Origin of the sequence: Stackebrandtia nassauensis DSM 44728, assembly GCF_000024545.1 — a bacterium.
In the GTDB taxonomy this organism is placed as follows: Bacteria; Actinomycetota; Actinomycetes; order Mycobacteriales; family Micromonosporaceae; genus Stackebrandtia; species Stackebrandtia nassauensis.
This window is the reverse complement of sequence record NC_013947.1, coordinates 1,279,826-1,299,729: the sequence shown is the minus strand read 5'-3', so window position 1 is coordinate 1,299,729 and position 19,904 is coordinate 1,279,826. Positions and strand designations below refer to the sequence as shown.

Below are 19,904 nucleotides of genomic sequence, written 5' to 3'. Positions count from 1 at the left end.
CTCTTTCACAGTTAGATGCGAAAGGGAATTTTCACACTTTCGCGGTCACGCCCGTCACACCTCGGGGAAGAAACGCAGCTGGAACGCCACCCGGCGGGCGCCGTCGGGGACCTCGCCGCTGGCCTTGCGTTGCCGCACCCGGTACGGCCGCGTCAGGTCCGCCAGCCGCCGATTGAACTCGGCCAGTTCCTCGGCGGTCATCAGCAGCGCCCACTCGCTGGACATGGCGGCGTCGTACCACTCCTTGGGTTCGTCGTGCGCCTTGTCCATCCAGCGCGCGAACTTCTCGTCGCCGCGCCGCCGCATCGAGTCGATCATGGTCCGCTGCGCCAGCTTCGCCGACTCCGGCGCCCGGTAGTCGGCGCCGATGGAGAAACTGCGGGCCTTCAACCGCCACACCCGTTCCCGGCCGTCGCCCCGGCCCGGAGCCGCCTCGACCAGACCGACCTTCGCCAGTGCCCGCAGGTGGTAGCTCAGCGCCGACGGCGACAGGCCCACCACTTCGGCGCACTCGGTCGCGGTCGCGTCCTCAACGGTGTGGAGGTGGTCGATGAGGTCCAGTCGCGCCGGGTGGGCCAACACCCGCATCAGCTCCGGATCGGAGAAGTGCGGCTTGTCGTGGGTCGCCTCGGTCATCCGTAAAGCAAAACACGCCCGGTCCGCCCGGTTCCCGGTCAGCCCCCGCGGGGCCCGAAAATCGCTTGACCCGCCGCCACGGTGCCGTACTCTGGTCGGTCCGCGCCTCGAGCGCGGCCCGTCCCGCCGGGCGAAGCCGGACACGACTCAAACCTTCGGAACCCCGCCGCGTCGCCGCGCGCCGGATCCCACTCGTGGCCGGGCCAGGGGGCATTCGAGTTTGGCGAGCTTGCGAGCCAGACCAGAAGGCATGCCACCCGCGACCGAAAGCTCTCACTCATGAACGACGCCCTTGACCCGACCCTGCTCGCCGAACGCGAGCACCTCGACAAATCCCGCGTGGCCCTGGGCCACATGCGCCAGCGCACCGAGGCCATCGGCGACAACGCCGGCGACGAACTCACCGCCTTCGCGTTGGGAAGGCTGCGCCGCCAGCGACTGGCCGACCTGGCCGACCGCCCCGACACGCCGCTGTTCTTCGGGCGGCTGCGTTGGAGCGCCGAGGACTACCACATCGGACGCCGCCACGTCGTCGACGGCGGCGGCAACCCGATGGTGCTGGACTGGCGGGCGCCGCTGTCGCGCACCTTCTACCAGGCCAGCGTCCGCAACCCCATGGACGTCAGACTGCGCCGCCGCTTCGGTTTCGACGGCGGCGACCTGACCAGTTTCGAGGACGAACACCTCGACGCCGGTGACGAGAAGGGCGAGTCCTCCCAGATCCTCGCCACCGAGATCGAACGCCCGCGCGTGGGCCCGATGCGCGACATCGTCGCCACCATCCAGCCCGAACAGGACGACCTGGTGCGCGCCGACCTGGCCACCACGATCTGCGTCCAGGGAGCGCCCGGCACCGGCAAGACCGCCGTCGGACTGCACCGGGCCGCGTTCCTGCTGTACGCGTTCCGGGAACAGCTGAAACGCTCCGGCGTGCTCATCGTCGGCCCCAACACCGCCTTCATGTCCTATATCGACAACGTGCTGCCGACACTGGGCGAAGTGGACGTCACCCAGCTGGCCGTCGACGAACTCACCGACACCGTCGCGGTGCGCGGCGAGGACCCGATCGAGGTCGCGCGGCTCAAACACGACGTCCGGATGGCCGAGGTACTGCGCCGCGCCGTGTGGGGCCACGTGACCGTCCCCGAGGACTCGCTCATGATCGCCGAGGGCAGCTGGCGCTGGCGGCTGGGCACCGAGTACCTGCGCCGCGCGGTGTCCGAAGCCCTCGCCGACGACATCCCGTACCTGACCGGCCGGGAACGGGTGCGCGCCCAGATCGTCGCGGGACTGCGGCGCCAGGTCGAACTGCGCAGCGGCGACTCCCCCGGCGAAGCCTGGACCCGCCGGATGGGGCGCCACAAACCCGTCACGGCGTTCCTGGACGAGATCTGGCCCGAGCTGGACCCCAAACGGCTGCTGGCCCGGATGCTGACCGACGCCGACTATCGCGCAAGAGTCTGCGAGGGAATACTGTCGCAGGACGAACAGGACCTGCTGGCCAGCCGCACCAAGAACCCCCGCTACAGCCGCGCCGACGCCGTCCTCATCGACGAGATCGCGGGCCTGCTGGAACGCCCCGGCGGCTTCGGCCACGTCGTCGTCGACGAGGCCCAGGACCTGTCGGCCATGCAGTGCCGCGCCATCGCCCGCCGCAGCACCCACGGCTCCATCACCGTCCTGGGCGACCTGGCCCAGGGCACCTCGCCGTGGACCGCCGCCGACTGGGCGCAATCCCTTGCCCACCTGGGCAAACCCGAGGGCGAGATCGTCGCGCTGACCACCGGATTCCGGGTACCGGCCGACGTGCTGGAGCTGGCCAACCGGCTGCTGCCCAGCCTTGACGTCGACGTCCCCGAGGCCCGCTCACTGCGCTCCGACGGCCTGCTGGAGATCGACGAGTCCAGCGACCTGGAAACCGACGTCGCCGCGGCCGTCGACCGAGCGCTGTCCTGGGAGGGTTCGATCGGCGTGATCGCCGCCGACGCCGCCATCGAGAAGCTCCGGGCCCGTCTGGGTGACAACGACCGCGTCGAACTGGTCCCGGCGACGCTGGCCAAGGGGCTTGAGTTCGACCACGTCATCGTCGCCGAGCCCGCCGACATCGTGGCCGCAGAACCGTTGGGGCTGCGCCGTCTCTACGTGGTGCTGACCCGCGCGGTCTCCCGCCTCACGGTCGTGCACACCAAACCGCTGCCACCACAGCTAAGCAGCTGATCAACTCGGTCAGCTTGTCCAGAGCCGCCTCGTCCTCGCTGGCGAGGATGACCTCCTCGCCCTCACCGATCTCCAAGGCCAGCACCGAGACCGCGTGGTTGGCGGCGACCGGCTCGGCATCGTCCCGCGAGATGGTCACGGGGGCCTCGGCCCGGGCGGCGAGCTGCACCAGCTTTACCGCGTTGCCGTCGTTCAGTCCGCCGTCACAGGCCACCTTGACGCGCCGTTCACTCATCGTCGCCTCCACCATCGCATGCGAACGATACTTATCCGCGACACGCTACCGGGTAGGGGCGATGAAAGGCAGTGGCCCCGGGGTTGTTTCCCACCGCATGGCCCGCTACTGGGAAGGCCACGCACCGATCACCAAAAGGCAGAGGCCCCGGGGGTGTTTCACCCCGGGGCCGCTACTGGGAAGGGACGGCAGGCTCTCACCAGTTCAGAGGAACCCGCGTGCTGCGTTGGGCACACGGGCGTTACACCGTATGTAACGCCACCGGTCGAACCCAGGTAACGGGCAAAACCGGAAATTTCTGACTGATGCCCGTATGTCCGAGTCAGCCGATCTTCTTGCGCAGGTTCTCGTCCAGCGCGTTCATGAACTCGTCGGTGGTCAGGAACTTGGCGTCGCCGCCGACCAGGAGCGCCAGGTCCTTGGTCATCTGTCCGCTCTCGACGGTCTCGACGCAGACCTGCTCCAGCTTCTCGGCGAAGTCGGTGACCGCGGGGGTGTTGTCGATCTTGCCCCGGTGGGCCAGGCCCCGGGTCCACGCGAAGATGGACGCGATCGGGTTGGTCGAGGTGGCCTTGCCCTGCTGGTACTGGCGGTAGTGCCGGGTCACGGTGCCGTGCGCGGCCTCGGCCTCGACGGTCTTGCCGTCGGGGGTCATCAGTACCGAGGTCATCAGGCCCAGCGAGCCGAAGCCCTGCGCCACGGTGTCGGACTGCACGTCACCGTCGTAGTTCTTGCAGGCCCAGACGTAGCCGCCCTCCCACTTCATGGCGGCGGCGACCATGTCGTCGATGAGCCGGTGCTCGTAGGTCAGGCCCTTGGCGTCGAACTCGGTCTTGAACTCGTTGTCGAAGATCTCCTGGAACACGTCCTTGAACATGCCGTCGTAGGCCTTGAGGATGGTGTTCTTGGTGGACATGTAGACCGGGTAGTCGCGGGCCAGGCCGTAGCGGAAGGACGCGCGCGCGAAGTCCTCAATGGACTTGCGGTAGTTGTACATGGCCATGGCCACGCCGCCGCCCTCGGGGTACTGCGCGACCTCGAACTCCATCGGCTCGGAGCCGTCGGCGGGCTGGAAGGTCACGGTCAGCGTGCCGGGGCCGGGGACCTTGAAGTCGGTGGCCTTGTACTGGTCGCCGTGCGCGTGACGGCCGATGATGATCGGCTTGGTCCAGCCGGGGACGAGCCGCGGCACGTTGCTCATGATGATGGGCTCGCGGAACACCACGCCGCCGAGGATGTTGCGGATCGTCCCGTTGGGCGAGCGCCACATCTTCTTGAGGCCGAACTCCTCGACCCGCGCCTCGTCGGGGGTGATGGTGGCGCACTTGACGCCGACCGAGTGCTCCTTGATCGCGTTGGCGGCGTCCACCGTGATCTGGTCGTCGGTCTCGTCGCGCTTCTGCACCGACAGGTCGAAGTACTTCAGGTCGACGTCGAGATACGGGTGGATCAACTTGTCCTTGATCTGCTGCCAGATGATCCGGGTCATCTCGTCGCCGTCGAGCTCGACGACGGGGTTCTCTACCTTGATTTTGGCCATGCCAAGCATTCTCCTTGTTTCACGGATCGCGACGCGGCGCAGGTCGGTCCATCCCGTCCAACGCTAACAGTACAAGCGTACTGGAAACTGGCCCGGGAACCAACACCACGCCACCGCGATCAGGCACACACCACCCGCAGCACCCGGTAGCCCTTCTGACTGGCGTGCTTCTCGGCCGGGAAACCCTGCCCGGCCAGCCAGCCCGCCAGCGAGTCCCCGCCCTTGTGCCGCGCGACGACCAGCCAGGCGACCCCGTCCGGCTTCAGTCGGGGCAGCCACTCCAGCAGCAGCTCGTGCAGCGCTTCCTTGCCGACCCGGATCGGCGGATTGGACCAGATCTCGTCGAAACGCTGTCCCGGCGGCACCTCCTCGGGCGCGTACACCCGCACCCGGTCGCCGAAGCCGAGCCGGTGCGCGTTGTCGGCCGTCAGCTGCCGGGCCCGCTCGTTGACGTCCACCGCCGTGACCTCGCCGCCGGAGGACTCGGCCAGCGCCATCGTCACCGGCCCGTAGCCGCAGCCCAGGTCCAGGTAGGCGCCCGGACGCCCCGGCAGCGGCGCCTTGCGCAGCAGTACCGCGGTTCCCGGGTCGAGCCGCGAGGACGAGAAGACGCCCTGCGAGGTCGTCAACGCGAAATCCCTTCCGGCGGCCGAGAACTCGATCGTGCGTTCCCGGTGCTCCGAGGCGGGCGCTTGCGTGAAATAGTGCTCTGCTTCCGTCACTCGGCCATTGTCTGCCAACCGTTTGACGGAACTTCACCGAAGTCCCCAACCCGAGCACTCCGGTGCCCTAATGTCGGTCGGCGTGGTAAACGGCCAGTCACCCTTTGGTACTCCCCCACCGGTTCCCGAGGTAGATGACCCCCCGGTGGGCTTCTCGACGTCGGACAACCTCCGGCAGAACATCGATCCGGCGCGCATCGCCGCGATCGCCCGCGAACGCGAGTCGGCCCGCCGCGACCCGGCGCCAGCGGCTCCGCGTCCCGCGGTCGAGTCGATCCCGCTGCAACGCGCCGCCCGGCGCGCCACCCGCACCCGGCAGGGCTGGGTGGTCACGCTGATCTCGGTCATCGTCGTGATCACGCTGGCGGCCTGCGGCGCGGCGTCGTGGTTCCTGTTGCGGGACAACGCGAGCAACACCACCGCGCCCGAACAGGAGCACACCTTCGATCCCAGCACCGGCAAGACGAAGGCCGAGCCCGACAAACTCGCCTCCCGCGACACCGACCCGGACCCGCTCACGGCTGGGGAACTGTTCGGTGCCAAGGAACTCACCGCGGGCAAGAGCCAGTACACGGTCCTCAAGACCGAGGTCCTCGGCGACTGCGCGAGCGCGGCCACCGACACCATGGGCCCGCACCTGAAGAGCAGCGACTGCGACCAGGTGGTGCGCGCGACCGTCACCGACGCGTCCCAGACGCACGCGGCCACCGTGGGCGTCGTCAACCTCGCCGACGACGAGGCCGCGACGCGACTGCGGGAGAACATAGAGGACGGGAGCGGCGGTGCCTTCAACGCGTTGCGCGCCAGCGGTGTCAGCTCCGAACTCGGTCTCAACCCGACCGTCCTGGGCTTCAACACCTTTGGCCACTACCTGCTGTACGCGGTCATCGGACGCGCCGACGGCGAATCCCCGTCCCGGCGGGACGAGGACGTGTCGGTCATCGTCGCCGACCTGGTCGACAACTACCTCGTCGAGACGCTCAAACCCCGCCGCGACGCATAGGAGCCGCCTCGACCGGCCCGGCCGATCGGCCGGGCCAGCTCAAGCCGTGGGCTGCTGGCCCGCGGCCGTCGAGCCGTTCAGGGTCCGCATCCGGCGGGTCTCCAGCTGCCGCTCGGCCCACGCCGACGGATCGGCGGGGAACTCGACCTCGACCAGCGTGAGGCCGTTGGCGGGCGCCACCAGCACCTCGCCGGACCGTTCGCCACGGGTCAACAGCGCCGCCAGCCAGGCCGCGTCACGGCGGCCCTCGCCGACGGCCAGCATCGCCCCGACCAGGCTGCGCACCATCGAGTGGCAGAACGCGTCGGCCACGACCGTGGCGCGCGCGATGCCGTCGGCGTCGCGGTCCCAGCGGACCGTCCGCAGCGCCCGCACCGTCGTGGCGCCCTCGCGGCGTTTGCAGAAGGCCGCGAAGTCGTGCTCCCCCACCAGGACCGTCGCGGCGGCGTTCATCACGTCCAGGTCCACCGGACGCGGCCACGCCACGGTGTCCAGGCGCCGCAACGGGTTCACGCCCCACACCGTGTCCGCGACCCGGTACACGTACCGGCGCGACAGGGCCGAGAACCGGGCGTTGAACTCCGACGACACCTCGGTGATCGCCGTGATGCGCACGTCGGGCGGCAGGATGCCCCGCAGCCGCCACAGCGGCCGGTCGCGGTAGCGGGCCCAGGCGGCGGCGGGAACGTCCACGTGCGCGACCTGACCGGTGGCGTGGACGCCCGCGTCGGTGCGGCCCGCGACGGTCAGGCCCTCGGGCTGGCCGAACAGCGCCGACAGCGCCGTGAAGACCTCCCCGGCCACGGTGCGCTGCCCCGGCTGGAACGCCCAGCCCGCGAAATCGGTGCCGTCGTAACAGATGTCCAGCCGCAGCCGGACAAGCGAAACGTCCGTGGACGCGCCCGGCTCGTCACCGGGGCGTCCACGGACGTCGTCGTTCACGTCGGGGACTTACTCGTCGTCCGACTTCTTGCTGTCGTCGGCCTTGGCTTCGGCAGCCTTCGGCTCGTCGGTGGCCTCGTCGTCGCCACCGGCCAGCGCCTCCACCGCTTCGGCCTTGGCGGCCTTGCGGGTGGCGGGCTTGCGCTTCGGCTTGGGGGCCTCGGCGAGTTCCTCGACCAGCTCGATGACGGCCATCGGAGCGTTGTCGCCCTTGCGGGGACCGATCTTCACGATGCGGGTGTACCCGCCGTCGCGGTTGGTGTAGCGCGACGCGATCGAGTCGAACAGCTCGTGCGTGACGTCCTTCTCGGTCATCTTCGCGATGGCCCGGCGACGGGAGGCGAGGTCACCGCGCTTGGCGAAGGTGACCAGCCGCTCGGCGTACGGACGCAGCTTGCGCGCCTTGGCCTCGGTCGTGGTGATCTTGCCGTGCTTGAACAGCGAGGTCGCCAGGTTCGCCAGCATGAGCCGCTGGTGCGCCGGAGAACCACCCAGGCGGGCGCCCTTGGTCGGCTGTGGCATTTCCTTACTCCTTTTGAATGACTACAGCCGCTACAGCTGTTCGGTTTCGCGGAGCTCTTCTCCGTCGTCGTCGAATTCGTCGTACTCACCGTCGTCGTAGGCGGCAGCGGCCTCGGCCGGGTCGAAGGTGCCCGGGGAGTCCTTCAGCGCCAGGCCCAGACCGGCCAGCTTCATCTTGACCTCGTCGATGGACTTCTGACCGAAGTTGCGGATGTCCAGCAGGTCGGCCTCGGTGCGGTTGATGAGCTCGCCGACCTGGTCGACGCCCTCGCGCTTGAGGCAGTTGTACGACCGGACGGTCAGCTCCAGCTCCTCGATCGGCAGCGCCAGATCGGCGGCCAGCTGCGCGTCGGCCGGGGACGGACCCACGTCGATGCCCTCGGCGGCGGAGTCCAGCTCGCGGTACAGACCGAACAGTTCCACCAGGGTGGAACCGGCCGAGGCCAGCGCGGTGCGCGGGCCGGTGGACGGCTTGGTCTCCACGTCGATGATGAGCTTGTCGAAGTCGGTGCGCTGCTCGACACGGGTGGCCTCGACCCGGTAGCTGACCTTCACCACGGGCGAGTAGATCGAGTCGACCGGGATCCGGCCGATACCGGCACCGGCCTGCTTGTTCTGGGCGGCCGAGACGTAACCGCGGCCCCGCTCGACGATGAGCTCCATGTCGAGGCGGCCCTTGCCGTTGAGCGTGGCCAGCTTCAGTTCCGGGTTGTGGACGGTGACGCCCGACGGCGGCTGAATGTCGCCCGCGGTGACGTCGCCGGGGCCCTGCTTGCGCAGGTACATGGTGACCGGCTCGTCCAGCTCGGAGCTGACGCACAGCTGCTTGACGTTGAGCACCAGCTCCACGACGTCCTCTTTGGCGCCGGGGATGGTGGTGAACTCGTGCAGGACACCGTCGATCTTGATCGAGGTGACCGCCGCGCCCGGAATGGACGACAGCAGGGTACGCCGCAGCGAGTTGCCGAGCGTGTAACCGAAACCCGGCTCCAGCGGCTCGATGGAGAACCGGGACCGTGTGTCCGAGAGCGACTCTTCGCTGAGAGTCGGACGCTGAGTGATGAGCACTTTCTGTTTTCCCTTTCGCCGGACGCCCGCTATATGACGTCGCAAACAATGGAGAGTCCCGCCGCGCGCCGCGAGGACGCGCGGCGGGAGATGCGAACCGCTACTACTTGGAGTAGAGCTCGACGATGAGCTGCTCCTGCACCTGGGTGTCGATCGACTGGCGCTCGGGCAGGTTGTGAACGAGGATCTTCATCTTCGACGGGATCGACTCCAGCCAGGCCGGGGTCTTCTTCTCGCCGGCCTCGGCGCGGGCCACCACGAACGGGGTCATCTCGACCGACTTGGGCCGGACCTCGACGATGTCCTTGGCGGTGACGCGGTAGGACGGGATGTTGACCTTGCGGCCGTTGACGATGAAGTGGCCGTGCAGCACCAGCTGGCGCGCCATGTCACGGGACTTGGCGAACCCGGCGCGGTACACGACGTTGTCCAGCCGCGACTCGAGGATCTTCAGCAGTTCCTCACCGGTCTTGCCGGAGCGGCGGTTGGCCTCTTTGTAGTAGTTGGAGAACTGCTTCTCCAGCACGCCGTAGGTGCGCTTGGCCTTCTGCTTCTCACGCAGCTGCAGCAGGTACTCGGTCTCCTTGGGGCGACCGCGACCGTGCTGGCCGGGAGGGAAGGGACGCGATTCCAGCGGGCACTTGGCGCTCTCGCACTTGGCACCCTTGAGGAACAGTTTCATCTTCTCGCGACGGCAGCGACGGCAGTCGGGTCCGGTATAACGAGCCATTTTCTTCTACTCCCCCAACCTCAGACTCGGCGCCGCTTGGGCGGACGGCAGCCGTTGTGCGGCTGCGGCGTGACATCGGAAATCGAACCGACCTCGAGGCCGGCGGCCTGGAGCGAACGGATCGCGGTCTCACGTCCCGAACCGGGACCCTTGACGAACACGTCCACCTTGCGCATCCCGTGCTCCATGGCGCGACGGGCGGCGGCCTCGGCGGCCATCTGCGCGGCGTACGGAGTCGACTTACGCGAACCCTTGAAGCCCACCTGTCCGGAGGACGACCAGGAGATCACGGCTCCCGCGGGGTCGGTGATGGAAACGATCGTGTTGTTGAACGTGCTCTTGATGTGGGCGTGACCCGCCGCGACGTTCTTCTTTTCCTTGCGGCGGAGTTTGGTTCCACCGCGCTTTGGCCCAGCCATTAACTCATGCGCTCCTATAGTCCTAAAGCTACTTCTTGCCCGGCTTCTTCTTGCCAGCGACCGTGCGCTTGGGGCCCTTGCGGGTACGCGCGTTGGTCCGGGTCCGCTGTCCGTGCACCGGCAGACCCCGGCGGTGCCGGATTCCCTGGTAGCACCCGATTTCCACCTTGCGGCGGATGTCAGCGGCGACCTCGCGGCGCAGGTCACCTTCGACTTGGTAGTTGCCCTCGATGTGATCGCGCAGCTGAACCAGCTCGGCGTCGGTCAGTTCGTGGACGCGCTTGGACGGGTCGATGCCCGTCGCGGCGCAGGTCTCGACCGAGCGGGTGCGGCCGACACCGAAGATGTACGTAAGGGCGATCTCCAGGCGCTTTTCGCGCGGAAGATCGACACCAACGAGACGTGCCATATCCGGACTAATTCTCCTTGTGTATTTCGTCAGGTCTGCACCACTCGCTTAGCCCCCGCTGTTCCGGCGGCGGGGCCCCGGCCTGACGGGCCGGGGGTGACGCGGACTCGAAAGTCCACGCGCGGGCAGTGTTGTCGATGTTTCGTAACTTTTTGCGGCGAGAAGAATCCGGTTTGAACTAGCCCTGACGCTGCTTGTGGCGCGGGTCGGAGGAGCAGATCACCCTGACCCGGCCGTTGCGGCGAATGGTTCGGCAGTTCTTGCAGATCTTCTTGACGCTCGGCTTAACCTTCACGAGCAGCCCTACTTGTCAAGAGTCGCGTCAGCGGTAGCGGTAGACAATTCGTCCGCGCGAAAGGTCGTAGGGAGACAACTCCACCACGACCCGGTCTTCGGGCAGGATGCGAATGTAGTGCTGTCGCATCTTGCCACTGATGTGCGCCAAGACCTTGTGGCCGTTGGTCAGCTCCACCCGGAACATGGCGTTCGGGAGGGGCTCGATGACCCGGCCCTCGATCTCAATCGCACCGTCTTTTTTCGGCATGTACTCCGCTACCGTTGACTTGTCGGATCTGGATAACTGTTCGGCACTGACTTGTCGTCAGCCGCGGCCGTCTACCCGAGGAAGCGCGCACGGGCATAACGGACCAGACGCTCAGCGCCAACGGTTGAGTGTACTCGCCTGATTTACCGGTCAACCACCCGCCCCGCAGTCGGGCGTGTCACGCCCGGGGTTTGCGGGCGGTGAGGACGTAAGCTGGGGGGATATTGCGCAGCACCGGCCCGGAGATGCTGATCTCCTCGAACCGTTCCGCCAACAGCCCCCGGAACCGTCGGGCTGGCGGCAGTGAGAACGCCCCCACGTAGTTGAAGGTCGTGAACACCCCGTGCCCGGGGTGCAGGCTCGCCACGACCGCGTCCAGGATGTCACGCTGCAACCCCGCCGGGAACGCCGCGAACGGCAGCCCGCTGACGACGGCGTCCACAACCGTGATGTCCCGCTCGGCGAGGATCGCGGGCAGCCGGTCCGCCGAATCGCACACGACGTCCACGTCCGGGAACCTCGCCGCCAGCATCGAGGCGAACTGCGGGTTGAGGTCGACGGCCACGTGGGTCCCGGCCCCGGCCAGCCGGGCCTGGATCTGGGCGGTCGCGGGACCGGTGCCCGGCCCCAGTTCGGCCACCGCGGGCTGCGAGTAGCCGTCGAGCGCGCTGGCCAGGCTGCGGGCCAGGAAACGCGAGGACGGCCACACGGCCCCGGTCTTGCCGGGAGCCTTGAGCCAGTGCCGGAAGAACACCCCGACGTCACGCAGGTAGCTGGGAGGCTTGGGGGTGCCTGGTTCGTGAGTCATTCCGGAAGAAGTTACCCGAACGCGCTCGGTAGCGGGGACCCGTCTCGATCCGGCGGCCGTCGACAGAACGCGCCGCGGCTCATTCGCCGACCAGCCGCTGCTGGTCGCGTTCGATCAGGGCCGGACGGATCATGAACCGCTCCATGAACGTCACGCAGGCCATCGGGGCACCGATCGTTCCGGCCACCCACAGCGGCCACATGTAGCCGGTGCCGCCGGTGACCAGGCCGATGCCCCAGATCGTGGTGCACACGGTGACGGGCACCAGCCAGCCGAACCACATCCACTTGACCCACGCCGGGGTCTTGTCGCGGCGGGGCCGCGTGCGGCGCGGCGGCGCGTCGTGGACCGTCGACAGGTTCCCCGACTCCGTCACCGCCAGCACGCCCTGGTTCGAGCCCATCAGATCGCCCGTGATCGGGTCCAGGTCCCCCACCGTCTTGGCCTCGTAGACCTGCTGCAACCGGAGGTCGTACTCGGGCAGCGTCAAGCGTCCCTCGTCGACCGCCTGCTTCAGCAGTCGCGACACCAGTTCGCGATCGGAATCGCCGATGCGCAGCTTGTCTTTGTCGTTCACGAGGTTCTCCGGAGGGTTTCCAGGAAGGGACGGAATGTCGCCTAGTCTTTCATGAGCTTGGCCCAGGTGGCACACGCAGCACCCAGCGCCCAGAAACCGAAGATCCAGATCGGCCAGAAGTACGGGGCGCTCCCGCCGGTGGCGATCCACTGGATCGCCCACAGTCCGGTGAAGAAGATCGTCGCGCCCCCGACACCCGACCAGGTCTGCTTGATGGACTTGTCCCGGTTGCGGCGCTTGCGACGCCGGTGCTCGCGGTCGTCGTAGCGGTGCGGGTTCTTGTCGGCCACCGGCTCCACCTGCGAGGCCGACACCGGCGCGACGCCCGGGATGTCGGCCAGCAGCGTGTCCAGGTCGGCGTAGGTCTTGGCCGCGTAGGTCTGCTGCAACCGCTCGTCGTACTCCGACAGTTCCAGGCGTCCCTCGTCGAGGGCGGCCCGCAGCCGGTCGGCGACACGCTGCCGGTCGGTATCGCCGGCGCGCTTGTCGCGTTCGGGGACAGCGGGAATCGACGGTTCCTGGCTGGGCATGGAACCATCTTGCCACCAATATGACGTCACGTCGATAGACGTTCAGCCGGTTGCCATGGCCGAAGCCAGATCCCCCAGCCGTTCCACGCCGCCGTCGGGTGCGGTCAGCACCCAGATGCCGTCCTCGCACAGCGCGATCGAGTGCTCGACGTGCGCGGCCATCGAGCCGTCGGCGGTCACGACGGTCCAGCCGTCCTCGTCGTCGACGGTCTCGGAGGTGCCCAGTGTGATCATCGGCTCCAGCGCCAGCGCCATCCCGGGTTTGATCCGGGTGCCCTTGCCGCGGCGGCCGTAGTTGAGGACGTGCGGGTCCTGGTGCATCTCGGTGCCGATGCCGTGCCCGCCGAAACCGGTCACGATGCCGTAGTGGCCCTCGCGCAGGATCGTCTTCTGGATGGCGTTGGAGATGTCGCCCAGGCGTTTGGCGGTGGCCGCGGCGGTGATGCCCGCCCACATCGCCTCCTCGCACACCCGGGTCAGCTCCAGCAGTTTCGCGTCGACCTCGCCGACCGGCAGCGTGATCGCCGCGTCGCCGTGCCAGCCGTCCACGATGGCGCCGACGTCGATGCTGATCAGGTCGCCCTCGGCGAGCACCTGGTCGTCGGACGGGATCGCGTGCACGACCTGGTCGTTGACCGAGGAGCAGATCACTGCCGGGTACGGGCCCAGCCCGATGTCGTAACCCAGGAACGACGGGGTCGCGCCCGCCGAACGGATCACGTCGGCGGCGATCGTGTCGAGTTCCTTGGTGGTGACCCCGGGTTTGACGGCCTTGCGCATCGCGTCGTGCACCGCGGCGACCACCAGACCGGCCCGCCGCATGACGCGGAACTGTTCCGGGGTCTTGTACTGGATGACCTCGCCGCCCCCGAACATCACGCCTCGTAGGACGACAGCGCGTCCAGGGCCCGGGCGGTGACGTCCTCGACGGGGCCGGTGGCGTCGATGCCCACCAGCTTGCCGGTGTTGCCGTAGAAGCCGATCAGCGGCGCGGTCTCGCGGTTGTAGACCTCCAGCCGGGTCGCGATGGTCTCGGCCTTGTCGTCGTCGCGCTGGTACAGCTCGCCGCCGCAGCGGTCGCACACGCCCTCGACCTCGGTGCGGTCGAACTCGACGTGCCAGATCTTGCCGCAGCCGTGGCAGGTGCGACGGCCGGACAGCCGCCGGATCACCTCGTCGTCGTCGACGACCAGTTCCAGCACCAGGTCCAGACCGGTGCCCATGTCGGCCAGCAGCTTGTCCAGCGCCTGCGCCTGCGGCACCGTGCGCGGGAAACCGTCCAGCAGGAAACCGTCGACGGCGTCGGGCTCGGCGAGCCGGTCGCGCACCATGTCGATGGTCACCTTGTCCGGCACCAGTTCCCCGGCGTCCATGTACCGCTTGGCCTCGACACCCAGCGGGGTGCCGCCGGTGACGTTGGCCCGGAAGATGTCCCCTGTGGAGATCTTCGGGACCGACAGCTGCGTCGCGATGTACTCCGCCTGCGTGCCCTTCCCCGCTCCGGGAGGGCCGACCAATACCAGCCTCATACGAAAGCCTCCCTTACCGAAGGAAACCTTCGTAGTTCCGCTGCATCAGCTGACTCTCGATCTGCTTGACGCTCTCCAGACCCACGCCGACCATGATCAGCACCGAGGTGCCACCGAACGGGAAGTTCTGGAACGCCTGCGAGCCACCGAAGGCCAGGATCGCCAGGTTCGGCAGGATCGCGATGAGACCCAGGTAGATGGCGCCCGGAGGCGTCAGGCGGTGCTGCACGTGGTCCAGGAAGCGCGCGGTGGGCTTGCCCGGACGCACGCCCGGGATGAACCCGCCGAACTTCTTCATGTTCTCGGCGACCTCGTTGGGGTTGAAGCTGATCGACACGTAGAAGTACGTGAAGAAGATGATCAGCGCGAAGTACAGCAGCGTGTACGACCACTTGCCCTGGTCCACGAAGTACGTGTTGATGAAGTCCACCCAGCCCGGCACCTTCTGGCCCGGCTGCTGGTAGAACTGCGTGATCAGCGTCGGGATGTACAGCAGCGAGGAACCGAAGATCACGGGGATGACGCCGGCCTGGTTCACCTTCATCGGGATGTAGGTGGACGAGCCGCCGTACATGCGCCGTCCGACCATCCGCTTGGCGTACTGGACCGGGATCCGGCGCTGCGACTGTTCGATGAACACCACGGCCGCGATGATCGCGATGCCGACGATGATGACCCCGCCGAGCAGGAACCAGCCCTTCTGGCCGGGCTCGGAGTTCTTGAGGCTGAGGAACTGGCCCGGCAGCTGCGCGGCGATCGAGGCGAAGATCAGCACGGACATGCCGTTGCCGATGCCGCGGTCGGTGATCATCTCGCCGAACCACATGATCATCGCGGTACCGGCGGTCATGACCGCCACGATGATGATCAGCGTCAGCCACATCGGGATGCCGACGTCCTTGGTACTGGTGTCGGCGATGATCTCGCGACAGGCGGCCGGGGTGTTGCCGCCACCGCCCGGGTTGAACAGCTGACCCGAACGCGCCAGCGCGATGTAACCGGAGGCCTGCAGGATCGCCAGTCCCAGGGTGAGGTACCGGGTGTACTGGGTGATCTTGGCCTGACCGGCCGGGCCTTCCTTCTTCAGCTGCTCCAGCCGCGGGATCACGACGGTCAGCAGCTGCAGGATGATGCTGGCGGTGATGTAGGGCATGATGCCCAGCGCCAGCACCGAAAGCTTCAGCAGCGCTCCACCGGAGAACAGGTTGAGCAGCGTGAATACGCTCGAGTCCTCGGTGCGCTGGATACAAGCGTCGACCTTGCTGTAGTCGACGCCGGGCGAGGGGATTGCGGCGCCCATGCGGTACAGCACGAGGATGAACAGAGTGAAGAGGATCTTCTTGCGCAGATCGGGCGTCCGAAATGCGCTGAAGAATGCGGTGAGCAACTCAGGTTCCTCCAGCAACTGCCGCCACCGGGGTGTCAGTGGCGTTGGGCGTCGTATGGTGCGCGCCCGCACATACGAGCCGCGTGGTGGACTCTAACAGTCCGCTTGTTGTTAAAGGGGGACCCGGTACCGCGTATACCGTTCACGCTGGGTGTTAGGCCCCTCCAAATGTTCGTGGGCCGACTGCCACTCGGACAACCGGCCCACGAAACACATTGTGGCTACTTCTTCTTACCGAGCACGACGGCGTTGCCGCCCGCCGCGAGGATCTCGTCCTTCGCGGTCTTGGAGAACGCGTGCGCGGTGATGTCCAGCTTGATACCGGTCAGGTCGCCCGAGCCCAGCACCTTGACGGGCTGGCCCTTGCGGACGGCGCCGGCCTTGGCCAGCTCGTCGGGACCGACGGTGCCACCCTGCGGGAACAGCTCGGCGAGCTTGTCCAGGTTGACGACCTGGTAGGTCACCTTGAACCGGTTCTTGAAGCCCTTGAGCTTCGGCAGCCGCATGTGCAGCGGCACGCCGCCGCCCTCCAGGAAGGCGGGAACGTTCTTGCGGGCCTTGGTGCCCTTGGTTCCGCGGCCTGCGGTCTTACCCTTCGAACCCTCACCGCGACCCACACGGGTCTTGGCGGTGTTCGAGCCGGGTGCCGGACGCAGGTGGTGAATCTTGATCGTCATCGACTACTCCACCTCCTCAACCGCGACCAGGTGCCTCACGGTGTGGATCATGCCGCGGATCTCCGGGCGGTCGTCTTTGATCGTCACGTCGTTGATCTTCTTGAGCCCCAAGGTACGCAGCGTCGCACGCTGGTTGGGCTTGGTGCCGATCGTCGAACGCTTCTGGGTTACCTTCACTCGTCCCATGTCACCGACCCCCTATGCCTGAAGTCCGGCGCGGGCCCGCAGCATGGCGGCGGGGGCGACGTCTTCGATGGGCAGACCGCGACGGGCCGCGACGGTCTCGGGACCCTCGAGGGTCTTGAGCGCCTTCACCGTCGCGTGGACGATGTTGATCGCGTTGTCCGAGCCGAGGCTCTTGGAGAGCACGTCGTGGATACCGGCGCACTCCAGCACGGCGCGCACCGAACCACCGGCGATGACACCGGTACCGGCGCTGGCGGGCTTCAGCAGCACCTCGCCGGCGGCGTCACGACCGATGATCGGGTGCGGGATGGTCCCGCCGATGCGCGGCACGGTGAAGTAGTTCTTCTTGGCCTCTTCGACACCCTTGGCGATCGCCGCGGGAACCTCTTTGGCCTTGCCGTAGCCGACGCCGACCTGGCCGTTGCCGTCGCCCACCACGACCAGCGCGGTGAAGCTGAACCGGCGACCGCCCTTGACGACCTTGGCGACACGGTTGATCGATACGACCTTCTCGATGTGCGGGGACTTGTCCGCGGCGTCCTTACCGCCACGGCCACCCTCACGACGGTCCCGGCGACCGCGACCGCCTTCGCGGCCACCGCCTTCGCCGGTACCGCTCTGGCGCCTTTCAGCTGCCATCAGGTGTTACCTCTCTCTGTCTTCGTGAGCTATAACGCCGACACGGGTGTGCCGACTCGCAGAAGGCTTGGCCTAGAAGGCCAGGCCTCCCTCACGGGCGGCGTCGGCCAGGGCCGCGATCCGTCCGTGGTAGGCGTTTCCGCCCCGGTCGAAGACGACCGTCTCGACGCCCGCGGCCTTGCCGCGTTCGGCGATGAGCTTGCCGACCGCCTTGGCGACGGCGGTCTTGTCGCCCTCCATGCCCCGGATGGACGAGTCCATCGACGAGGCGGAGGCGACGGTGTGGCCCTTGGTGTCGTCCACCAGCTGAACCACGATGTGCTTCAGCGAGCGGGTCACGACCAGGCGCGGACGCTCAGCGGTGCCCGACACGTCCTTGCGGACGCGGAAGTGGCGACGCGCGCGGGCGACCCGGCGGGCCTGCGAGCTGTTGGCCGACTTGCGGCGCTTGGAAAGCGTGGCCGACATTTACTTACCTGCCTTCCCCGCCTTGCGACGGATGTGTTCGCCCACGTACTTCACGCCCTTGCCCTTGTAGGGCTCCGGCGGGCGAATCTTGCGGATGTTCGCCGCGATCTCACCGACGACCTGCTTGTCGATTCCCTCGACGTGGAACAGGGTCGGCTTCTCGACCGAGAACTTCACGCCGTCCGGCGGCTCGATGACCACCGGGTGCGAGAAGCCGAGCGCGAACTCCAGGTTGCTGCCCTTCTGCTGCACGCGGTAACCGGTGCCGTTGATCTCCAGGCTCTTCTTGTAGCCCTCGGAGACGCCGATGACCATGTTGTTCACGAGCGAACGGCACAGGCCGTGCATCGCGCGGGAACGACGGTCGTCGTCGGGGCGGTTCAGCTGCAGCGAACCATCCTCGTTCTTCTCGATCGTGATCGGCTCGACCAGGGTCCGCGACAGCTCGCCCTTGGGGCCCTTGACCTTCACGTCGGTTCCGTCGATGGTGACTTCGACACCACCGGGAACCGGGATGCTCTGACGTCCGATACGGGACATGTCTCGCTTACCTCCCCTTACCAGACGTAGGCGAGGACTTCCCCACCCACTCCGCGCTTACGGGCCTGACGGTCGGTCAGCAAACCCTGGGATGTGGAAATGATGGCCACGCCCAGACCGCCGAGCACCCGTGGCAGCTCGGTCGACTTGGCGTACACGCGCAGACCCGGCTTGGAGACCCGGCGGATACCCGCCAGGCTGCGCTGCCGGTTCTCGCCGAACTTCAGGTCGAGGACCAGCTTCTTGCTGACCTCGTCCTCACCCGGCTCCTCGACGTGCCAGTCGGCGAGGTAACCCTCTTGCTTGAGGACCTCGGCGACGTTCGCCTTCAGCTTCGAGTGCGGCATCGCGACGACGTCGTGGAACGCGCGGTTGGCGTTACGCAGCCGTGTCAGCATGTCCGCGATGGGATCTGTCATTGTCATGCTTGTTCATTAACCCTTCTCGCCCCGGTTCCCGCGCTGTGCGCGGGCCTGTGGCGAACAGCAGTGAGTTGTTACCAGGAAGCCTTGGTGACGCCGGGCAGTTCGCCGCGGTGCGCCATCGAGCGGATGCAGACCCGGCACAGGCCGAACTTGCGGTAGACCGCCTTGGGACGCCCGCACTTCTGGCAACGGGTGTAGGCACGCGACGAGAACTTCGGCTTCTGCTGCGCCTTGTGGATCAGTGCTTTCTTGGCCATGTCAGTGGTTCTCCGCAGTCTTGAACGGGAAGCCGAGCAGCTTGAGGAGAGCACGGCCTTCATCATTGGTCTTCGCGGTCGTCACGACGGTGATGTCCATACCGCGCACCCGGTCGATCTTGTCCTGGTCGATCTCGTGGAACACCGACTGCTCGGTGAGCCCGAAGGTGTAGTTGCCGTTGCCGTCGAACTGCTTGTCCGACAGGCCCCGGAAGTCACGGATACGCGGCAGCGCGATCGACAGCAGCCGGTCCAGGAACTCCCACATCCGGTCGCCCCGCAGGGTGGCCTTGGCACCGATCGGCATGCCCTCGCGCAGCTTGAACTGCGCGATCGACTTGGTGGCCCGACGCATCTGCGGCTTCTGGCCGGTGATGGTGGCCAGGTCCGTCATGGCGCCGTTGATCAGCTTGGAGTCCCGGGCGGCGTCGCCGACACCCATGTTGACGACGACCTTCTGCACGGTCGGAATCTGCATCACGTTGCCGTAGCCGAACTGCTCGTTCAGCGCGGTCGCGATCTCGGCCTTGTAACGCTCCTTGAGACGGGGCGTCACCTTCGTGTCAGTAGCAGTCGCCATCACAGTTCCTTACCCGTGCGCCGAGAGACGCGCACCTTACGACCATCGTCGTCGATCTTGTACCCCACCTTGGTGGGCTGGTTGTCGGCGTCGAGGACCATCACGTTGGAGACATGGATCGGCGCCTCCTGGGTGACGATGCCGCCGGTCTTGGACCCACGGTTGCTCTGGCCGACCTTGGTGTGCTTCGTGATCCGGTTGACACCTTCGACGAGCACCGCGTCCCGGGTCGGGTAGGTCTCGATGACCTTGCCCTCCGAGCCCTTGTCCTTGCCCGCGACGACGCGCACGCGGTCATTCTTCTTGATCTTCAT

At 67.2% G+C, this 19,904-nt stretch carries 29 protein-coding genes; 2 read left to right on the top strand and 27 right to left on the bottom strand.

All coding sequences use genetic code 11. The features are described from left to right. Positions 1-54: 54 nt before the first annotated feature. A complete protein-coding gene (locus tag SNAS_RS06050; RefSeq protein WP_013016506.1) occupies positions 55-636 on the bottom strand; it encodes a helix-turn-helix domain-containing protein in 582 nt (193 codons plus the stop codon). Positions 637-915: 279 nt separating this feature from the next. On the opposite strand from SNAS_RS06050, the gene SNAS_RS06045 reads away from it, so the two are divergent. After that, on the top strand, positions 916-2,853 hold the full coding sequence (locus SNAS_RS06045) for a HelD family protein (RefSeq protein WP_013016505.1): 1,938 nt from the start codon (positions 916-918) through the stop codon (positions 2,851-2,853). Here the strand turns inward: SNAS_RS06045 and SNAS_RS06040 are convergent. From SNAS_RS06040 to SNAS_RS06030, 3 genes are all read right to left on the bottom strand, one after another. Then, positions 2,807-3,088: an HPr family phosphocarrier protein gene (locus SNAS_RS06040; protein WP_013016504.1), complete on the bottom strand. Its 282-nt coding sequence runs from the start codon at positions 3,086-3,088 to the stop codon at positions 2,807-2,809. The two genes, SNAS_RS06045 and SNAS_RS06040, sit on opposite strands and share 47 nt — an antisense overlap. Before the next feature lie 322 nt (positions 3,089-3,410). After that, a complete protein-coding gene (locus SNAS_RS06035; RefSeq protein ID WP_013016503.1) occupies positions 3,411-4,628 on the bottom strand; it encodes an NADP-dependent isocitrate dehydrogenase in 1,218 nt (405 codons plus the stop codon). Positions 4,629-4,747: 119 nt separating this feature from the next. Further along, the gene (locus SNAS_RS06030) at positions 4,748-5,350 is read right to left on the bottom strand and encodes a class I SAM-dependent methyltransferase (protein ID WP_013016502.1); all 603 of its coding nucleotides are present in this window, start codon (positions 5,348-5,350) and stop codon (positions 4,748-4,750) included. Between the two features lie 145 nt (positions 5,351-5,495). On the opposite strand from SNAS_RS06030, the gene SNAS_RS06025 reads away from it, so the two are divergent. Further along, positions 5,496-6,353 carry a hypothetical protein gene (locus SNAS_RS06025; protein WP_041624576.1) on the top strand — a complete coding sequence of 286 codons (858 nt, stop codon included), beginning with the start codon at positions 5,496-5,498 and terminating at the stop codon, positions 6,351-6,353. A gap of 39 nt (positions 6,354-6,392) precedes the next feature. Here the strand turns inward: SNAS_RS06025 and truA are convergent, their stop codons facing one another. From truA to rplX, 23 genes are all read right to left on the bottom strand, one after another. Then, positions 6,393-7,226, bottom strand: a complete 834-nt coding sequence (truA, locus tag SNAS_RS06020) for a tRNA pseudouridine(38-40) synthase TruA (protein WP_041625683.1) — start codon at positions 7,224-7,226, stop codon at positions 6,393-6,395. Positions 7,227-7,304: 78 nt separating this feature from the next. Further along, the gene (rplQ, locus tag SNAS_RS06015; RefSeq protein ID WP_013016499.1) at positions 7,305-7,817 is read right to left on the bottom strand and encodes a 50S ribosomal protein L17; all 513 of its coding nucleotides are present in this window, start codon (positions 7,815-7,817) and stop codon (positions 7,305-7,307) included. Positions 7,818-7,847: 30 nt separating this feature from the next. Then, on the bottom strand, positions 7,848-8,885 hold the full coding sequence (locus SNAS_RS06010; protein ID WP_013016498.1) for a DNA-directed RNA polymerase subunit alpha: 1,038 nt from the start codon (positions 8,883-8,885) through the stop codon (positions 7,848-7,850). Positions 8,886-8,988: 103 nt separating this feature from the next. Then, complete coding sequence (rpsD, locus tag SNAS_RS06005; RefSeq protein WP_013016497.1) at positions 8,989-9,615, bottom strand: 30S ribosomal protein S4; 627 nt, start codon at positions 9,613-9,615, stop codon at positions 8,989-8,991. Between the two features lie 20 nt (positions 9,616-9,635). Beyond that, positions 9,636-10,034, bottom strand: coding sequence for a 30S ribosomal protein S11 (gene rpsK, locus SNAS_RS06000; RefSeq protein ID WP_013016496.1), 399 nt, complete (start codon positions 10,032-10,034; stop codon positions 9,636-9,638). Between the two features lie 28 nt (positions 10,035-10,062). Further along, entirely contained in the window at positions 10,063-10,443 is a 381-nt protein-coding gene (gene rpsM, locus SNAS_RS05995; RefSeq protein WP_013016495.1) for a 30S ribosomal protein S13, read from the bottom strand. Between the two features lie 178 nt (positions 10,444-10,621). Continuing rightward, on the bottom strand, positions 10,622-10,738 hold the full coding sequence (rpmJ, locus tag SNAS_RS33745) for a 50S ribosomal protein L36 (protein ID WP_013016494.1): 117 nt from the start codon (positions 10,736-10,738) through the stop codon (positions 10,622-10,624). 27 nt (positions 10,739-10,765) lie between these two features. After that, positions 10,766-10,987 (bottom strand): translation initiation factor IF-1, encoded by a 222-nt coding sequence (gene infA / locus SNAS_RS05990; RefSeq protein WP_013016493.1) that lies wholly within the window; start codon positions 10,985-10,987, stop codon positions 10,766-10,768. A gap of 178 nt (positions 10,988-11,165) precedes the next feature. Continuing rightward, a complete protein-coding gene (locus tag SNAS_RS05985; protein WP_013016492.1) occupies positions 11,166-11,795 on the bottom strand; it encodes a class I SAM-dependent methyltransferase in 630 nt (209 codons plus the stop codon). 79 nt (positions 11,796-11,874) lie between these two features. Further along, the gene (locus SNAS_RS32445) at positions 11,875-12,372 is read right to left on the bottom strand and encodes a DUF1707 SHOCT-like domain-containing protein (protein WP_013016491.1); all 498 of its coding nucleotides are present in this window, start codon (positions 12,370-12,372) and stop codon (positions 11,875-11,877) included. Positions 12,373-12,413: 41 nt separating this feature from the next. Then, positions 12,414-12,902: a DUF1707 SHOCT-like domain-containing protein gene (locus tag SNAS_RS05975; RefSeq protein ID WP_013016490.1), complete on the bottom strand. Its 489-nt coding sequence runs from the start codon at positions 12,900-12,902 to the stop codon at positions 12,414-12,416. 42 nt (positions 12,903-12,944) lie between these two features. Beyond that, positions 12,945-13,778 (bottom strand): type I methionyl aminopeptidase, encoded by an 834-nt coding sequence (map, locus tag SNAS_RS05970; RefSeq protein WP_013016489.1) that lies wholly within the window; start codon positions 13,776-13,778, stop codon positions 12,945-12,947. Further along, on the bottom strand, positions 13,778-14,431 hold the full coding sequence (locus SNAS_RS05965; protein WP_013016488.1) for an adenylate kinase: 654 nt from the start codon (positions 14,429-14,431) through the stop codon (positions 13,778-13,780). Before SNAS_RS05965 ends, map begins: the two co-directional genes overlap by 1 nt. Before the next feature lie 13 nt (positions 14,432-14,444). After that, on the bottom strand, positions 14,445-15,818 hold the full coding sequence (secY, locus tag SNAS_RS05960) for a preprotein translocase subunit SecY (protein ID WP_013016487.1): 1,374 nt from the start codon (positions 15,816-15,818) through the stop codon (positions 14,445-14,447). 221 nt (positions 15,819-16,039) lie between these two features. Further along, a complete protein-coding gene (gene rplO, locus SNAS_RS05955) occupies positions 16,040-16,495 on the bottom strand; it encodes a 50S ribosomal protein L15 (RefSeq protein ID WP_013016485.1) in 456 nt (151 codons plus the stop codon). 3 nt (positions 16,496-16,498) lie between these two features. Next, a complete protein-coding gene (gene rpmD, locus SNAS_RS05950) occupies positions 16,499-16,681 on the bottom strand; it encodes a 50S ribosomal protein L30 (protein ID WP_013016484.1) in 183 nt (60 codons plus the stop codon). A 12-nt stretch (positions 16,682-16,693) separates the two neighbouring features. Beyond that, complete coding sequence (gene rpsE / locus SNAS_RS05945; RefSeq protein WP_013016483.1) at positions 16,694-17,320, bottom strand: 30S ribosomal protein S5; 627 nt, start codon at positions 17,318-17,320, stop codon at positions 16,694-16,696. Between the two features lie 72 nt (positions 17,321-17,392). Next, entirely contained in the window at positions 17,393-17,788 is a 396-nt protein-coding gene (gene rplR, locus SNAS_RS05940; RefSeq protein ID WP_013016482.1) for a 50S ribosomal protein L18, read from the bottom strand. Further along, complete coding sequence (gene rplF, locus SNAS_RS05935) at positions 17,789-18,328, bottom strand: 50S ribosomal protein L6 (protein ID WP_013016481.1); 540 nt, start codon at positions 18,326-18,328, stop codon at positions 17,789-17,791. Positions 18,329-18,345: 17 nt separating this feature from the next. After that, a complete protein-coding gene (gene rpsH / locus SNAS_RS05930; protein ID WP_013016480.1) occupies positions 18,346-18,753 on the bottom strand; it encodes a 30S ribosomal protein S8 in 408 nt (135 codons plus the stop codon). A gap of 71 nt (positions 18,754-18,824) precedes the next feature. Next, on the bottom strand, positions 18,825-19,010 hold the full coding sequence (locus SNAS_RS05925) for a type Z 30S ribosomal protein S14 (RefSeq protein WP_013016479.1): 186 nt from the start codon (positions 19,008-19,010) through the stop codon (positions 18,825-18,827). Between the two features lies 1 nt (position 19,011). Next, a complete protein-coding gene (gene rplE, locus SNAS_RS05920) occupies positions 19,012-19,590 on the bottom strand; it encodes a 50S ribosomal protein L5 (protein WP_013016478.1) in 579 nt (192 codons plus the stop codon). After that, positions 19,590-19,904, bottom strand: coding sequence for a 50S ribosomal protein L24 (gene rplX, locus SNAS_RS05915; RefSeq protein WP_013016477.1), 315 nt, complete (start codon positions 19,902-19,904; stop codon positions 19,590-19,592). The genes rplE and rplX overlap by 1 nt, the downstream gene beginning before the upstream one ends.

Coding starts and splice junctions, on each gene's coding strand:
- rpsH (WP_013016480.1), bottom strand. CDS start 18,753: ATGACAATGACAGATCCCATCGCGGACATGCTGACACGGCTGCGTAAC.
- rplR (WP_013016482.1), bottom strand. CDS start 17,788: ATGTCGGCCACGCTTTCCAAGCGCCGCAAGTCGGCCAACAGCTCGCAG.
- rplX (WP_013016477.1), bottom strand. CDS start 19,904: ATGAAGATCAAGAAGAATGACCGCGTGCGCGTCGTCGCGGGCAAGGAC.
- rpsD (WP_013016497.1), bottom strand. CDS start 9,615: ATGGCTCGTTATACCGGACCCGACTGCCGTCGCTGCCGTCGCGAGAAG.
- SNAS_RS06045 (WP_013016505.1), top strand. CDS start 916: ATGAACGACGCCCTTGACCCGACCCTGCTCGCCGAACGCGAGCACCTC.
- rpsE (WP_013016483.1), bottom strand. CDS start 17,320: ATGGCAGCTGAAAGGCGCCAGAGCGGTACCGGCGAAGGCGGTGGCCGC.
- rplQ (WP_013016499.1), bottom strand. CDS start 7,817: ATGCCACAGCCGACCAAGGGCGCCCGCCTGGGTGGTTCTCCGGCGCAC.
- rpsM (WP_013016495.1), bottom strand. CDS start 10,443: ATGGCACGTCTCGTTGGTGTCGATCTTCCGCGCGAAAAGCGCCTGGAG.
- SNAS_RS06050 (WP_013016506.1), bottom strand. CDS start 636: ATGACCGAGGCGACCCACGACAAGCCGCACTTCTCCGATCCGGAGCTG.
- rpsK (WP_013016496.1), bottom strand. CDS start 10,034: ATGGCTGGGCCAAAGCGCGGTGGAACCAAACTCCGCCGCAAGGAAAAG.
- infA (WP_013016493.1), bottom strand. CDS start 10,987: ATGCCGAAAAAAGACGGTGCGATTGAGATCGAGGGCCGGGTCATCGAG.
- rplO (WP_013016485.1), bottom strand. CDS start 16,495: ATGACGATCAAGATTCACCACCTGCGTCCGGCACCCGGCTCGAACACC.
- SNAS_RS05925 (WP_013016479.1), bottom strand. CDS start 19,010: ATGGCCAAGAAAGCACTGATCCACAAGGCGCAGCAGAAGCCGAAGTTC.
- map (WP_013016489.1), bottom strand. CDS start 13,778: ATGTTCGGGGGCGGCGAGGTCATCCAGTACAAGACCCCGGAACAGTTC.
- SNAS_RS05965 (WP_013016488.1), bottom strand. CDS start 14,431: ATGAGGCTGGTATTGGTCGGCCCTCCCGGAGCGGGGAAGGGCACGCAG.
- SNAS_RS06040 (WP_013016504.1), bottom strand. CDS start 3,088: ATGAGTGAACGGCGCGTCAAGGTGGCCTGTGACGGCGGACTGAACGAC.
- SNAS_RS06035 (WP_013016503.1), bottom strand. CDS start 4,628: ATGGCCAAAATCAAGGTAGAGAACCCCGTCGTCGAGCTCGACGGCGAC.
- rplF (WP_013016481.1), bottom strand. CDS start 18,328: ATGTCCCGTATCGGACGTCAGAGCATCCCGGTTCCCGGTGGTGTCGAA.
- SNAS_RS05985 (WP_013016492.1), bottom strand. CDS start 11,795: ATGACTCACGAACCAGGCACCCCCAAGCCTCCCAGCTACCTGCGTGAC.
- SNAS_RS05975 (WP_013016490.1), bottom strand. CDS start 12,902: ATGCCCAGCCAGGAACCGTCGATTCCCGCTGTCCCCGAACGCGACAAG.
- rpmD (WP_013016484.1), bottom strand. CDS start 16,681: ATGGGACGAGTGAAGGTAACCCAGAAGCGTTCGACGATCGGCACCAAG.
- rplE (WP_013016478.1), bottom strand. CDS start 19,590: ATGGCGACTGCTACTGACACGAAGGTGACGCCCCGTCTCAAGGAGCGT.